General features: G+C 40.0%; 15 protein-coding genes. 11 read left to right on the forward strand and 4 right to left on the reverse strand.

Features of this window, described 5'->3' with window-relative positions; translation table 11 throughout:
• Window positions 1-37: 37 nt before the first annotated feature.
• Window positions 38-1276 (reverse strand): DUF3530 family protein, encoded by a 1239-nt coding sequence (locus tag ACQ96U_RS16520; protein WP_431722358.1) that lies wholly within the window; start codon window positions 1274-1276, stop codon window positions 38-40.
• Window positions 1277-1423: 147 nt separating this feature from the next.
• Here ACQ96U_RS16520 and rpe point away from each other — a divergent pair, with 147 nt between their 5' ends.
• The 6 genes from rpe to trpC all read left to right on the forward strand — a co-directional run bounded on the left by rpe (window position 1424) and on the right by trpC (window position 7225).
• A complete protein-coding gene (rpe, locus tag ACQ96U_RS16525) occupies window positions 1424-2095 on the forward strand; it encodes a ribulose-phosphate 3-epimerase (RefSeq protein WP_431722359.1) in 672 nt (223 codons plus the stop codon).
• A complete protein-coding gene (locus ACQ96U_RS16530) occupies window positions 2095-2775 on the forward strand; it encodes a phosphoglycolate phosphatase (RefSeq protein ID WP_431722360.1) in 681 nt (226 codons plus the stop codon). Before rpe ends, ACQ96U_RS16530 begins: the two co-directional genes overlap by 1 nt.
• 374 nt (window positions 2776-3149) lie before the next feature.
• On the forward strand, window positions 3150-4631 hold the full coding sequence (trpE, locus tag ACQ96U_RS16535; protein ID WP_431722361.1) for an anthranilate synthase component I: 1482 nt from the start codon (window positions 3150-3152) through the stop codon (window positions 4629-4631).
• 123 nt (window positions 4632-4754) lie between these two features.
• Window positions 4755-5339, forward strand: a complete 585-nt coding sequence (locus tag ACQ96U_RS16540; RefSeq protein WP_431722362.1) for an aminodeoxychorismate/anthranilate synthase component II — start codon at window positions 4755-4757, stop codon at window positions 5337-5339.
• Between the two features lie 15 nt (window positions 5340-5354).
• Complete coding sequence (gene trpD / locus ACQ96U_RS16545; protein ID WP_431722363.1) at window positions 5355-6398, forward strand: anthranilate phosphoribosyltransferase; 1044 nt, start codon at window positions 5355-5357, stop codon at window positions 6396-6398.
• Window positions 6399-6421: 23 nt separating this feature from the next.
• Window positions 6422-7225: an indole-3-glycerol phosphate synthase TrpC gene (trpC, locus tag ACQ96U_RS16550; protein WP_431722364.1), complete on the forward strand. Its 804-nt coding sequence runs from the start codon at window positions 6422-6424 to the stop codon at window positions 7223-7225.
• A 78-nt stretch (window positions 7226-7303) separates the two neighbouring features.
• Here the strand turns inward: trpC and crp are convergent, their stop codons facing one another.
• Window positions 7304-7948: a cAMP-activated global transcriptional regulator CRP gene (gene crp, locus ACQ96U_RS16555; RefSeq protein WP_027709772.1), complete on the reverse strand. Its 645-nt coding sequence runs from the start codon at window positions 7946-7948 to the stop codon at window positions 7304-7306.
• 248 nt (window positions 7949-8196) lie between these two features.
• Here crp and ACQ96U_RS16560 point away from each other — a divergent pair, with 248 nt between their 5' ends.
• Both ACQ96U_RS16560 and ACQ96U_RS16565 read left to right on the forward strand, forming a co-directional pair.
• On the forward strand, window positions 8197-8613 hold the full coding sequence (locus tag ACQ96U_RS16560) for an OsmC family protein (RefSeq protein ID WP_431722365.1): 417 nt from the start codon (window positions 8197-8199) through the stop codon (window positions 8611-8613).
• A gap of 9 nt (window positions 8614-8622) precedes the next feature.
• The gene (locus ACQ96U_RS16565) at window positions 8623-9033 is read left to right on the forward strand and encodes a VOC family protein (RefSeq protein ID WP_431722366.1); all 411 of its coding nucleotides are present in this window, start codon (window positions 8623-8625) and stop codon (window positions 9031-9033) included.
• Between the two features lie 135 nt (window positions 9034-9168).
• Here the strand turns inward: ACQ96U_RS16565 and ACQ96U_RS16570 are convergent, their stop codons facing one another.
• Complete coding sequence (locus ACQ96U_RS16570) at window positions 9169-9510, reverse strand: histidine triad nucleotide-binding protein (protein WP_431722367.1); 342 nt, start codon at window positions 9508-9510, stop codon at window positions 9169-9171.
• Between the two features lie 102 nt (window positions 9511-9612).
• On the opposite strand from ACQ96U_RS16570, the gene ACQ96U_RS16575 reads away from it, so the two are divergent.
• Complete coding sequence (locus tag ACQ96U_RS16575; RefSeq protein ID WP_431722368.1) at window positions 9613-11094, forward strand: AAA family ATPase; 1482 nt, start codon at window positions 9613-9615, stop codon at window positions 11092-11094.
• Window positions 11095-11171: 77 nt separating this feature from the next.
• Here the strand turns inward: ACQ96U_RS16575 and ACQ96U_RS16580 are convergent, their stop codons facing one another.
• Complete coding sequence (locus ACQ96U_RS16580) at window positions 11172-11876, reverse strand: hypothetical protein (protein ID WP_431722369.1); 705 nt, start codon at window positions 11874-11876, stop codon at window positions 11172-11174.
• Between the two features lie 283 nt (window positions 11877-12159).
• On the opposite strand from ACQ96U_RS16580, the gene ACQ96U_RS16585 reads away from it, so the two are divergent.
• Together ACQ96U_RS16585 and ACQ96U_RS16590 are read left to right on the forward strand one after the other, a co-directional pair.
• Entirely contained in the window at window positions 12160-12441 is a 282-nt protein-coding gene (locus tag ACQ96U_RS16585) for a hypothetical protein (RefSeq protein WP_431722370.1), read from the forward strand.
• Window positions 12442-12587: 146 nt separating this feature from the next.
• Complete coding sequence (locus tag ACQ96U_RS16590; RefSeq protein WP_431722371.1) at window positions 12588-13619, forward strand: PEP-CTERM sorting domain-containing protein; 1032 nt, start codon at window positions 12588-12590, stop codon at window positions 13617-13619.
• Window positions 13620-13827 lie beyond the last annotated feature (208 nt).

The following is a 13827-nucleotide window of genomic DNA, read 5'->3' on the forward strand; positions in this document are numbered from 1 at the left end:
TGATTTAAAAAGCTTTTAGAATAGATGTTTTGGTAAGTTATTTAGAGATTTTGCGAGGGCGACCTGTATTTTGTTGCTGTAACTTAGCGGCTTCTTCTGCTGCTTTTTCTGCACGTTTTATTGCATCTAAAACAGCATCTACCCATTGGCTAACATACTTTAAAATACGTTTATCCAGCGTGCTGTCATAACTCATGCTAATGAGTAATCGCTGTCGGTAGCTGGGGTTTTCGGCCTTAATACTGGCCGCCTTACGGAGTTGTGACCATCTGGAATATTGGGAAGTTTTATTCACTTCCAGATCTAGTACAGGAATTTTAAGTTTATCTAATGGCTCAACAGATGTTGATGCTGGGGACCAATTATTCGGTTTGCAGTCAATGAGTATGATTCCAGTGTAGTCATCTGGATGCTTTTTAAGGTGGGATAATAAAAAGGAACAGCTGTTACCAATCGCTAGCAAGAACACTTTATCTGTTGTTTTTTCTTGCCCATACTGATGTGCACTTTTCATTAATTCATTTACGTTACTTGCGTATTTTTCTTGTAGTTTGGACGTCACTTTAAAAATTGGTAAACGTTTTTCACTTTCTGTTTCTTGTTTTTTCGGTCCAGTACCTTCTTTTATATCAGTCTTTGGCTGATTATTGTTAGCTGAGTTTTGCTGTTTTTCATTATCCGTTTTATTAGGGGTAGGATTGGTGCTTGTTTTATTGTCTGATGGTTTGTTTTCCTGTTTGGCATCAGCATCAATAGCGTTTGCTTTATCTGAATCTGGAGAGGATGTTTTTCGGGCTTTCATTATAACGGGTGAGGGCGATGGGGGACTTATAGCTAGCGTACTCCAGCCTTTTAGTGGTAATTGTTGTCGGAGTTTGTGCATATATTTTGGCCAGTCGGCATGATTGCCTTGTTCTGCGAGAAGTATTACAGCCCCCTTTAATAAACCTAAACGTTCATCTTGCCATAGTCCGTATGTTTTGCCCTTTGGCAGGTTAATAGTTATGAGTTGGTCTGATGCATAGACTTGTCGTAGCGCTTGTTGACTCCGGTTTATAAAATCATTAGCAAGTGCTCTATCTTGCTGTGATGTAGCTGTATTTTCTTGCGGTGTCGCTTTGGAATTGGTTGAGGAGGGTGCTTGCTGGCCAGCGCTGGAAGGTTGAGTAGGCGCTGTTGGCCTATTGGTTGAATTGTCTTCTTGATCAGCCCATAGAGGCATGCCGTTAAAAAGCAGAATAATTATACAGGTGATAAGTGAATCAATGTGACGCATGGTGCGTTATGTCCTGATCCTGAGTTTTAACGGCGTTACGTATATGCAATTAGGAGAACAATGCTTAGCTTTTATTGAGCTAGTCCTACTGAAAGCATAGATAAGTTCAGATAAAATGCGCCCAACCTGAATGAAGAGGTGGTGATAATGAGAAACTACTTGATAGCACCTAGTATTTTATCTGCAGATTTTGCACGTCTGGGTGAAGAAGTGGATGCTGTGTTAGCGGCGGGTGCTGATATTGTTCACTTTGATGTGATGGATAATCACTTTGTACCGAATTTAACTGTAGGTCCAATGGTATGTAAGGCATTACGTAATTATGGCATTACGGCTGATATTGATGTCCACCTGATGGTGAAACCGGTTGATCGTATCATTGGTGATTTTATTGAAGCAGGGGCAACTTACATTACGTTTCATCCTGAAGCATCAGAGCATATTGACCGTTCGCTCCAGCTCATTAAATCAAGTGGTGCTAAGTCAGGGTTGGTATTTAACCCCGCAACACCTTTAGATGTTTTGGAATACGTCCTAGATAAAGTGGATATGGTGTTAATCATGTCTGTAAATCCAGGGTTTGGTGGCCAAAAATTCATTCCTCAAGCCCTTAAGAAAATTCAGCGCGCTAGAAACATCATTGATGAAAGTGGTTTGCCAATTCGTTTGGAAGTTGATGGTGGTGTTACTGTCGAGAATATTGCTCAGATAGCTGCTGCGGGTGCTGATACCTTTGTTGCTGGATCAGCCATTTTTAGTAAGGATGATTACCAAGCTGTCATTGAACAAATGCGCACTAACTTGGCGGAGGTTAAGTAATGGCTGTTATTGCTTTCCCAGTATTACCAGATCCTGAGTTGGTGTTGTTTGATTTGGATGGGACGCTGGTTGATAGTATTCCAGACTTAACGAGTGCTGTTGATGCTATGCTTGTAGCGCTAGGTTTTGAGCCTGCAGGACAAGAGCCAGTTAGCCATTGGGTAGGTAATGGTGCACCAAAGCTTGTTGAGCGAGCATTGCGTGCCAAGTCAGCTGAGGCGCTAACAGATGGGCTATTAGCAAAGGCTAATCAACTATTTAATACTCACTATGAACACCACAATGGTGAGCAGGCTTGTGTTTATAAAGGTGTTTTAGCATTTTTGCAGAGCTTGCATCAGCAAAATATCAGCATGGGGATTGTAACCAATAAACCTAGCCAGTTTACTGAGCAACTACTGGAAAGGCTAAACTTAACGCATTTTTTTAACCTGGTGCTAAGTGGTGATAGCCTTCCAGAGAAGAAGCCAAGTCCTGCACCTTTACTTCATGCTATGGATTTCTTTGCGAAACGGCCTCAAGAAACATTAATGGTTGGTGATTCCATTAATGATGTCAAAGCTGCCAGATCAGCTAACGTTTCTGTAGTCGCGGTTAGCTATGGTTATAATCATGGTGAGCAGATCGATACTGCAAACCCTGATATAGTGGTAGACTCCCTGGCAGAACTCTTATGCTGAAACCTTTAGGCCAGCTCAGGTAGTATTAGTAAAATCTGTTGTAATTAATATAACCATTGGTTGCTCCATCCATAGTTATTCAATGAAGGTAATGTGAAACTGATGGTTATTATTTGAGTTTCAGTGATTTATTATTTAGCATCATTAACTCAGCATTAGAAATATAAGTGAGTAACTATAAAGGCTTTATAACAATAAGCCTGTTATCTAGAAAAACAGTAGGGGAATAAACTGTGAGAATGTTAGCTTTTACAGAGCAATATATGAGTTTCTTACAACGACCTTTAATGGCTGGTTGGCGATGGTGGCGTTGGTCTTGGTGATAGTAAAACAAAGGATATTTGTAATGACTCAATATTGTTTAGGTAAAACGCATGACACACGAGCAGTTTTTACAGCTAGCCGAACAAGGCTACAATCGTATTCCAGTTACCCGTGAGCTTTTAGCTGATCTCGACACTCCACTTAGCACCTACCTTAAACTGGCAGACCTGCCTTATACCTACCTTTTAGAATCTGTTCATGGTGGCGAAAAATGGGGACGTTACTCCATTATTGGACTACCCTGTTGTACTGTCCTTAAAGTTTTTGGTCATCAGATTATCATTGAAGAGCAGGGCACTGTTTTAGAAACCCGAACAGTTGATGACCCGTTGGCATTTATAGAGACATACTTTAACCGCTTTAAAGTTTATGAGCCTGATGATTTACCACGCTTTAATGGTGGGTTGGTAGGTTATTTCAGTTATGACACTATTCGTTATGTAGAATCTAAACTAGCAAACTCCTCTCCCAAAGATGAATTAAATACTCCAGATATCCTGCTCATGGTATCTGATGAAGTTGTGGTTTTTGACAATTTATCTGGAAAAATCTTGCTGGTTACCCATATTGACCCTAATGAAGCAGATGCTTATCAAAAGTCTCAAGTAAAACTGGGGCAATTGGTTGCAAGAATGCGAAGAGCTACAGTTGATGCCCCATACGCGGCTGGTAGTGCACCGCTGTCTGAAACTGACTTTGTATCATCATTTGGACAGGATGCCTTTAAAGAAGGTGTTGATAAGATAAAAGACTACATAATGGCGGGAGATGCCATGCAAGTCGTTTTATCTCAGCAAATGCAAGCTCCCTTCTCTGATCCACCTATCAATTTATATCGTGCGCTACGATGTTTAAACCCTTCTCCTTATATGTACTACTTTAACCTGAAGGATTTTTATGTTGTGGGCTCTTCACCAGAAATTCTGGCGCGTGTTGAAGATGGTGAAGTCGTGGTGCGTCCTATCGCAGGTACACGGCCACGAGGCAAAAATGTTGAAGAGGACTTAGCTTTAGAGAAAGATCTACTGGCTGATCCTAAAGAACTCGCAGAGCACTTAATGTTGATTGATTTGGGACGGAATGATATCGGTCGTGTAGCGAAAACAGGCACTGTCACTGTATCTGATCAGATGATTATCGAAAGATACTCCCATGTCATGCATATTGTTTCTAATGTTACAGCACAGCTCAAAGATAACCTCACTGCAATGGATGTACTGAAAGCTACATTACCTGCGGGGACGCTCAGTGGTGCACCAAAGGTGAGGGCGATGGAAATTATTGATCAGCTAGAGCCGGTTAAGCGTGGAATTTATGGTGGGGCTGTGGGTTATATTTCCTGGAATGGCAATATGGATATGGCTATTGCTATTCGAACCGCAGTAATTAAACAAAATACGCTGTATATCCAGGCAGGTGCTGGTGTGGTGGCTGACTCACAGCCTGAAATGGAGTGGCAGGAAACACTTAACAAGGGACGAGCCGTCATGCGTGCAGCCATGCTTGCTCAAACAGAGTTAGATCTTCCTTAGCCATTAACATTACCACAGTCAGTATTTTGAGGAGCAAATACTTAGTGAGTCAGAAGTGAAGACTTAACGCTTTAGTTGTTCACTTCAATACATCTTGTTAAGTATTCTCCTCTGGAGATAGCCATGTTATTAATGATTGATAATTACGACTCATTTACCTACAACATTGTGCAATACTTGGCGGAACTAGATGCCAATGTTGAAGTGTATCGCAATGACGAAATTGATCTTGCAAAGATTAAAGCACTGTCACCTTCTCATATTGTTATTTCTCCTGGTCCTTGTACCCCAAATGAGGCAGGTATTTCACTGTCTGTAATAGAAGCATTTGCAGGGAAAATTCCAGTTTTAGGTGTCTGTCTTGGTCACCAAAGTATTGGGCAAGTTTTTGGTGGGCGAGTGATAAGAGCTAAGGAAGTTATGCATGGCAAGACTTCCCCCGTTAAGCATAATTCTCAGGGTGTTTTTTCTGGGCTGCAGAATCCGTTACAAGCAACACGCTATCATTCTCTTGTTTTGGAGCAGTCAACGCTTCCAGACTGCTTTGAGATTACAGCATGGACTGAGTTAGATGATGGAACTGTGGATGAAATAATGGGAATCCGTCATAAATCATTGGCTGTCGAGGGTGTGCAATTTCACCCAGAATCTATTTTAACAGCGCAGGGTCATGATTTGCTGGCTAACTTTTTGCGGCAGAGTTGCTAGGGGGAGGGCATGTAAATGAATATAAAACAAGCCATAGCACGTGTGGTTGATGGGCATGATTTAACGACCCAACAAATGCAGCAAGTTATGACAGAAGTAATGACGGGTCAGGCAACCGATGCGCAAATCGCAGGCTTGCTTGTTGGACTGAGAATGAAGGGGGAGAGTGTTGATGAACTGGTTGGCGCTGCAGAAGTTATGCGTTCACTGGCTCAACCTGTTCACCTAGAGTTACCAGATTTAATTGATACCTGTGGAACTGGGGGAGATGGTTCAAATATATTTAATGTTTCAACCGCTTCTGCATTTGTGGTAGCAGCGGTTGGAGGTCATGTGGCAAAGCATGGTAACCGTTCCGTTTCAAGCAAAACGGGTAGTGCTGATGTACTGGAAGCCGCTGGGATTAAATTGGATTTAGCCCCAGAGCAAGTTGCTCGTTCTATTGAGCATGTAGGCGTTGGTTTTATGTTTGCGCCCGCTCACCACAGTGCAATGAAGTATGCGGTTGGTCCAAGGAAAGAGCTTGGTGTAAGAACACTTTTTAATTTGGTAGGCCCCTTAGTTAATCCGGCAGCTGTTAAGCGGCAAGTGATGGGAGTGTTTGCTCGGCAATGGGTCAAGCCTATTGCGACTGTTTTGCAAAGACTGGGTTCAGAGCACGTCATGGTTGTTCATGCTGAAGATGGTTTGGATGAAATTAGTATTGCTGCAAACACATGGGTTGCTGAGTTGAAGGATGGTGTGATTCATGAGTATTCGTTAAGTCCAGAACAGTTTGCGATTGAAAGGCAACCATTGTCAGGGCTTAAAGTGGACTCAGCTGAAAACAGTATTGAATTAATTCGTGATGCACTTGGTAAACAAACAACAGAAAATTCAGCTAAAGCAGCTGATATGATTGCAATAAATGCCGGTGCTGCAATTTATGTTTCAGGTTTGGCAAGTAGTATTGGGCAAGGTGTTGCGATGGCTCAAGATGCGATTGCCAGTGGCTTAGCAAAAGAAAAAATTAGTGAGTTGGCGAGTTTCACGCGATATGCCACTCAAGTGGATGAATAACAACAGTTAAAGAAATTATCGTTATGAATACTCCAACAGTACTAAAGCGAATTTTGCAGCGGAAACAAGAAGAAGTCAGTTCACGAAAGCAAGCAGCTTCATTATCAACGTTGCAGGCAAAAGTAATTGATTTACCTGAAACAAGAGGGTTTTCTTCTGCTATTGCGTTGCAGCTTTGTAAGAGAAAAGCAGCGGTCATTGCTGAAATCAAGAAAGCCTCTCCAAGTAAGGGAGTGATTCGTGAGCACTTCCATCCAGCTGACCATGCTGCTGATTATCAGCAGCATGGTGCTACTTGTTTATCTGTGCTTACAGATAAAGATTTTTTTCAGGGGGATGATGTGTATTTGCAACAAGCCCGTGAGGCTTGTCAGCTCCCAGTGTTGCGCAAGGACTTTATTATTGATGCTTATCAGGTTGTAGAGTCCCGTTACATTGGCGCAGACTGTATTTTGTTGATAGCGGCTGCATTATCACGTCAACAGCTTGTTGATTTATCGCATGAAGCAAGTCAGCTAGGCTTAGATGTTCTGGTTGAGGTGCACAATGAAGCAGAGTTGGAGATGGCTCTGGAGTTACCCACTCCGCTTCTGGGGATCAATAATCGTGACTTGCACACGTTTGATGTCTCATTAGAGACAACCTTGCGATTGTTACCTGTCATACCAGAAAACAAAATAGTTATTACTGAGAGTGGAATTTTAACATCAGCAGATGTTGAAAAGATGGTCGCTAATAATGTTTGGACATTTCTTGTAGGAGAAGCATTTATGCGCCAGCAAAATCCAGGTAAGGAATTAGCTGTTTTGTTTGATGGGTATTTATAAATAGATATTAGATATAAAACAAAAAAGGCGAATTAATTTCGCCTTTCTTGTTGAACGCCTATCTATTAAATGTGGGTATTAACGAGTTCCGAATACCACCATTGTTTTTCCTTTAACTGATACTAATCCTTGCTCTTCTAGCGTTTTTAATACACGTCCAACCATTTCTCTTGAACAGCCAACAATACGACCAATTTCCTGACGGGTGATTTTAATTTGCATCCCATCTGGATGAGTCATAGCATCAGGTTCTTTACACAAGTCGAGCAGTGTACGAGCAACGCGGCCAGTCACATCAAGGAATGCCAAATCACCTACTTTGCGCGTTGTGTTGCGAAGGCGATTAGCCATTTGCTTACCAAGAGCAAAGAGGATTTCTGGATCTTCCTCACAAAATTCTTTGAATTTGCTGTAACTGATTTCAGCAACTTCACATTCGGTTTTTGCTCTTACCCAAGCGCTACGAGAACCTTCTTCATCGTCAAGGAATAATCCCATCTCGCCAAAGAAGTCTCCTGCGTTCAGATAAGCGATGATGATATCCCGACCGTCATCATCTTCGATTAAAATTGTGACTGAGCCCTTCACAATATAGTAAAGAGAGTCGCTGCTGTCGCCTGCATAAATAATTGTGCTTTTAGCACTATAGCGGCGACGATGACATAGTGACAAAAATTTGTCTAAGTCTTTAATTTTGGGTGTAGGTGTAGTAATAGCAACCATAAACAGGGTCCAACAACTTATGTTAATAACATCCTATTATTTTTAGTTTTCATTATGACCCTAAAATTCCCTTTATTCTAGTTAGTCAATTGGTTAAGTGCTTAAACTATGATGCCTGTCCATTTTTTTAGGGGCAGACAGCTAATTTAAACGTGAAAACATTCGCAGTAAAATAATGAGGATTCAAAAAACTATGTTAGGCTTCATATTCGTTATTAACTTACAAGATAGCTCGTTGAGTAATAATTATGCAAGCACGTGTTAAGTGGATTGAAAATGCAATGTTTCTTGGTGAGTCTGGTACTGGCCATACGGTGGTGATGGAAGGCTCTCCTGATGAGGGTGGACGAGAGCTTGGTATTCGTCCAATGGAGATGTTATTGCTAGGAATGGGTGGGTGCTCTTCAATTGATGTAATTTCTATACTAAAGAAGGCACGTCAACAAGTAAGTGATTGTTATGTGGAAATTAGTGCTGAACGAGTAGATACAGTTCCTGCCACGTTTAAAAAAATACATCTGCATTTTGTTATAACAGGAAAAAATCTTAAAGAGTCACATATTGAACGAGCAATAAATTTATCTGCAGAAAAATATTGTTCAGCATCAATTATGTTAGGGCGAGCAGGCGTCGAAATTAGTCATGATTATAAAATATGTGAATAGGAATAATGTATGACTACATTATTTGATAAACCAAAAAAAACAGCAGGTTTACGTCACGTTGCTTTGTTTGTTGAAGATTTGGCTGCATGTGAACATTTTTATGTCAATTTATTGGAAATGACTGTTGAGTGGCGACCTGATAATGAAAATGTTTTTTTAACATCAGGAAATGATAATCTTGCCTTACATAAACGCCATTCTGAAATTGATAAATCACAACAAAGGCTCGATCATATCGGATTTATTATCGATGAAATAGATCAGGTTGATGTATGGTATAAATTTCTTCGTAAGCAAAATGTTGTAATGTTATCCGAGCCTCGAACCCATCGTGATGGTGCCAGGAGTTTTTATTGTCTTGATCCTGACGGCACCACTGTTCAGATGATTTATCATCCACCTATCTCTAAAAGTAAGTAAACACTTATTTACATGTTTTGTACTGCTATTGTTGCCCCAGTAGACTTTTTGCTCTACTGGGGGGAATTAACTCAAACAAAGTGGTAATGGTATGTGTTTTTTTACCAATTTTTATTTATCCATATGGTGTGTTGTTCAGCCGGGAGGCCAATGCATATTTCTTCCTCCCAGGATATGAAGATGGATATGGAAAACTGTTTGTCCTCCTTGGCTATTGCAATTCATCACTAAGCGATATCCATTTTCATGAATGTTCTCGTCTTGTGCTAAACGTTTAGCGACCAGTAGCATATGGCCAAGTAGCGCTTGATGTGTGTTATCGGCTTCATTTATTGTATTGATATGAGTTTTAGGGATCACTAACAAGTGGTGAGGTGCTGCAGGAGTTATATCTCGAAAAGCCAGTGTTAGCTCATCCTCATAAACAATCTGTGCATCAAGTTCACGATTGATAATTTTACAAAAAATACAAGACACAGACTTAATCCTTTTGTCTAAATTAAATTTCAGAAATAAACGTTAACGCACACTGAAGAGTCAAACAATAGTTTGATTGGTGAGGGTGTTTTGGAGCAAACATTGAAAAACGATATCCATGATCTTGGGTTAGTCATTGATGCAGGTACGCCTATTATCGTTATAGAGTCATACGACGAGCTTCGTGTTCTAGAGATGATGACACGTTTAGCAATGAATCGTGGTTTAGTGCTTTTTACCTGGAGTGTGACAGAAGGGTTAAACCGGCTTGGGTTTGGGCATGGTTCTGATAATGAGGCAATCACTGAAGCTGATGAGGTCTTAGTTCATATCAAAAAAGAAACAGTTCCTAGCCTTTTTGTCTTGTGTGACTTCCATCCCTATCTCCAGCCTAATGAGTATCGAAATATACGTTTACTCAAGGATATTGCCTTACAGCATACTCAGTTGCGTCATACTGTGGTGCTCTTAAGTCATGCTTTAGACTTACCTCCTGAGTTTAAAAGACTTGGAGCTCATTTTGAGCTTTCATTACCGACAGATGAGCAGTTATTAGCGATGGTAAGAGAAGAAGCTAATAATTGGTCCAAAAAGAATCTGGGGCGACGGGTAAAAACAGATAGTAAGACACTGGATAAGCTTGTTAGCAACTTACGAGGGTTAAGCTTAAATGAAGCTCGACAGCTGACAAGAGGTGCTATTTTCGATGATGGGGCTATTACTGTTGATGACTTACCTGAAGTGAACAAGGCAAAGTTTTCATTGATGGATATGGAAGGTGTTTTGAGCTTTGAGTATGAAACAGCACATTTTTCTGAAGTTGGTGGGTTAACGGCATTTAAGGCATGGTTAAGCCAACGCAGAACTGCATTTCTCCAGCCTGTAGAGCAACAAGATATACCAAAAGGCGTGATGTTGCTTGGTGTCCAAGGGGGAGGTAAGAGCTTAGCGGCAAAGGCTGTGGCAGGGATGTGGGGAATTCCATTGCTTAAAATGGATTTTGGCGCTTTGTACAACAAATATATTGGTGAAACTGAACGTAATATCAGAGAAGCTCTGAAGCTGGCTGATGTAATGTCTCCCTGTGTCTTGTGGATGGATGAAATTGAAAAAGGTATCTCTGTTGGGCGTAGTGATGATGGTACCTCAAAGAGGATCTTGGGAACGTTATTAACGTGGATGGCTGAACGAAAAAAATCTGTATTTGTCGTTGCGACATCTAACGATATAACACAGTTGCCACCAGAGTTAATTCGTAAAGGTCGTTTGGACGAGATATTCTTTGTTGATTTACCTGATGCTGAAGTGCGTCGGGATATTTTTGGTATTCATTTTAATAAGCGTAGTATTGAATCAGAGTCATTTGATTTTGACGCTTTAGTTGAGCTTACAGATGGTTTTTCGGGTGCAGAAATTGAGCAAGTTATTGTAGGGGCACTCTATTCTGCAAAAGCGAGTGATGAGTCGTTGCAACAAACACATTTAGAAATAAATATTCAATCAACGAGTCCACTTTCTGTGGTTATGGCTGAAGATATTGCAATGTTGCGAGGTTGGGCTAAAAATAGAGCTGTGCAGGCTTAGTAAATGGTCGAATTAAATAAAAAAACAAGTGCGTTATAAGCTTGTAAATGATAAGAAAGTTAGTTGATAATAGTCAATTAACTTTCTTCGTTACATTTTTCACTGGTAAGAGTGCTTTTATCTGCCTCTTTATTTTGTTTTGCTGATACCTGTTGATCATGCATTTTGATAAGCGATAACTGGGCGTCACGTATAAAGTTTTGATAATGTGTGATATGTTCTGCAGAGTTTAAATACGAAATTATTTTTTTAGATCGAGACAATGATAAAAGTTTTAGATTATCTGTATTTCTTAGCGTTGGGTCAAACTCCAAGAGTGGAAATAAAAAATGGATGTATCCATGTTCTTGCTCATATTTCATAATATATTGTTTTGCTCGTTCTAGCTCATTTCTATATTGGCTAATTAATCTTTGGTAGTGAGTGGCTCCACTAAAGTGAGGTATAATTTCATCGGAGTAGGTTATCGCCAGTAAAAAAGCAAAAGCACCAATAATACCTCCTAGCCAGCTTGGTAAATAGCCAAATATACTCGCAATAAAAATAAAACACAGTAAGCTAAAGCACATATACCAAATATTTTTTATTATTTTTGATATCCTGATTTCTGTTTTATTAGGTAGTTCGTCAAGGTCTAATTTTGTTAAGTCAAAAAGTTGTAGTGTTTCTGTAGCACTAATAAATTGAGGAGAATTCTTAGAGGGACTTGAGGTTTGCATGTATGACATTAGCTGGTCTGGATTACTGCTGAGTTTACTTTGGTGTGATGTATTACTGTTCATTTAGCCATTTCCCTGTAACATTAGACTATTCTCGATAGCGTAGCTTTAATTTTCGGGTGTCCCATTGTAATTAAAAACAATAATCTATAGTTATCATAATAGGAAATGTTTAGTGGTGGTGTATCTTGTATTTACATAAGGTGCATTACTTTTGCCGATCTTAACTAATCTGGTTACTTTTAATATTCACGAAATAAAGGTTGTTACGAGAATGTTAAATAAAAAAAACATGTATTTGATGATGGCCTCTTTGTTACCCATCTTTTGTGTTGCGGATGAAGTTATGAGCAATCGATACGAAATTTATACTTTTCAGGAATCGGCTCAAAATCCAATTACCATAAAGCTGGATACTTATGCAGGTGATAGTTGGGCTTTTAATGGGATTGCCTGGAAACAGTTGAAAGAAACCGGGAAAAAAAATAACTATGATTTTGCTAGTTACAAACTAAGTGTCACTGATTCAAAAGATGGGATCGTCATATTTCGATTTAGTCAACAGAATGGATCAGCATGGATTTATACAGATCATGGCTGGGAGTTTGTTGAAACGTCGGCAGAATAATTGAATGTTTGTTGGGTTTACATGACATTCTTGAATGCATGAAAAAAAACTCGTAATAACATGTTTTTATTAGCTTTTTAGGGGTTGGTCTGGTTCGTGCTCTGCAGCAAGTGTCTTTCTAAATAACACTTGCTGGGGAGCAAAAAATGAGGCTGAAAAATTTATCGCTGGCGCTTTGTGCGATATCTTCGTTTACATTGTCATCGTGGTTGTATGCTGATGCACAGTTGGTGTCTGGTGATATTGTACTTGGTGTGAATGACGAAGGTCATTTGAATGTTGCTGATATTATGGGAGTTACAATTAATACTGGCTCTACAGGGTTGACATATACCCCTATTGGCGATGCGACATCACCTGGTTGTTTATGTGAAGGTTGGGGGGTTTCAGTAGTTAATGGAGGCACTCATATTGGCTACGCCAGCGTTGATAGTGGAGGAGTATCTAACCTTACAGTAGATGGTTTTGTTTCTGATGCGACTACAGCAACATCTGATGTTCATTTGACTGACTTACCTGGGTTGTTGGTCAAACATGAGTTTATGCCATTTGCGGGAGCTCCTGGTAATGCTTATCAGGCAACTGTTACAATTGCCAATACGACAGGTGCGGCATTGATGGATGTGCGTTATATGCGAGCAATGGACTGGGATGTACCTCCTACTGAATTTAGTGAGTTTGTTACGATATTAGGCTCTGATGCCGCTAATGTTTTAGGTACCAGTGACGATGGTTTTGCGATACCTAATCCTACTGCGTTGCCTTTATCGGATTTAGGTCCATGTGGTGTAGACTCTGATTTTGTTAAGTGTGGCCCTGATGATCATGGCGCTGCATTTGTCTTTGGGTTTGGGGATTTAGCTGATGGTGAATCGGTCTCATTTGATATCTTTTATGGTGCAGGTGAGGATGAAGCTGAAGCAACATCAGTGCTAGGAGAAATTGGTGCTGAAGTGGTGTCTTTAGGTTACTCAAGCATCTTTGATGAAGGCTTAGGTGAGTCTGTTCCAAATACGGATTCTCCTGTGTTTTTCTTTGCTTTCTCTGAAGTTGGAGGCGAAATTATTTTCCCAGATCCAACACCTGATCCTATTCCTACTCCAGAACCTGGTAGCTTAGGTGTTCTTGCTTTGGGCTGTTTAGGACTAGGTTTATTCCGTCGTCGCCGTTACCAATAGTAATTAAATCTATCATCGTCTTAAAAATAGATGCCTACCTAGGCATCTATTTTTTTATATGTCTGAATTGTATGGTTTAAAAAATAGTTGAGTAATAATTGTTTTTTGTTGAACGTTGCATGTGTAATAAATTTGTTTATGAATTTTACAATTTTCTTTTTGTTAATTTTTTATTAAATGCTAACTATCTGAATTATAAAAAAATATA

It is taken from the genome of Zooshikella sp. RANM57 (genome assembly GCF_050749885.1).
GTDB lineage: Bacteria > Pseudomonadota > Gammaproteobacteria > Pseudomonadales > Zooshikellaceae > Zooshikella.

Excerpts from the sequence above, each read along its gene's own strand:
- ACQ96U_RS16530 (WP_431722360.1), top strand. The coding sequence starts at position 2,095 with ATGGCTGTTATTGCTTTCCCAGTATTACCAGATCCTGAGTTGGTGTTG.
- rpe (WP_431722359.1), top strand. The coding sequence starts at position 1,424 with ATGAGAAACTACTTGATAGCACCTAGTATTTTATCTGCAGATTTTGCA.
- trpE (WP_431722361.1), top strand. The coding sequence starts at position 3,150 with ATGACACACGAGCAGTTTTTACAGCTAGCCGAACAAGGCTACAATCGT.
- ACQ96U_RS16520 (WP_431722358.1), bottom strand. The coding sequence starts at position 1,276 with ATGCGTCACATTGATTCACTTATCACCTGTATAATTATTCTGCTTTTT.
- ACQ96U_RS16585 (WP_431722370.1), top strand. The coding sequence starts at position 12,160 with ATGAGCAATCGATACGAAATTTATACTTTTCAGGAATCGGCTCAAAAT.
- ACQ96U_RS16540 (WP_431722362.1), top strand. The coding sequence starts at position 4,755 with ATGTTATTAATGATTGATAATTACGACTCATTTACCTACAACATTGTG.
- ACQ96U_RS16560 (WP_431722365.1), top strand. The coding sequence starts at position 8,197 with ATGCAAGCACGTGTTAAGTGGATTGAAAATGCAATGTTTCTTGGTGAG.
- ACQ96U_RS16580 (WP_431722369.1), bottom strand. The coding sequence starts at position 11,876 with ATGAACAGTAATACATCACACCAAAGTAAACTCAGCAGTAATCCAGAC.
- trpC (WP_431722364.1), top strand. The coding sequence starts at position 6,422 with ATGAATACTCCAACAGTACTAAAGCGAATTTTGCAGCGGAAACAAGAA.
- trpD (WP_431722363.1), top strand. The coding sequence starts at position 5,355 with ATGAATATAAAACAAGCCATAGCACGTGTGGTTGATGGGCATGATTTA.
- crp (WP_027709772.1), bottom strand. The coding sequence starts at position 7,948 with ATGGTTGCTATTACTACACCTACACCCAAAATTAAAGACTTAGACAAA.
- ACQ96U_RS16565 (WP_431722366.1), top strand. The coding sequence starts at position 8,623 with ATGACTACATTATTTGATAAACCAAAAAAAACAGCAGGTTTACGTCAC.
- ACQ96U_RS16590 (WP_431722371.1), top strand. The coding sequence starts at position 12,588 with ATGAGGCTGAAAAATTTATCGCTGGCGCTTTGTGCGATATCTTCGTTT.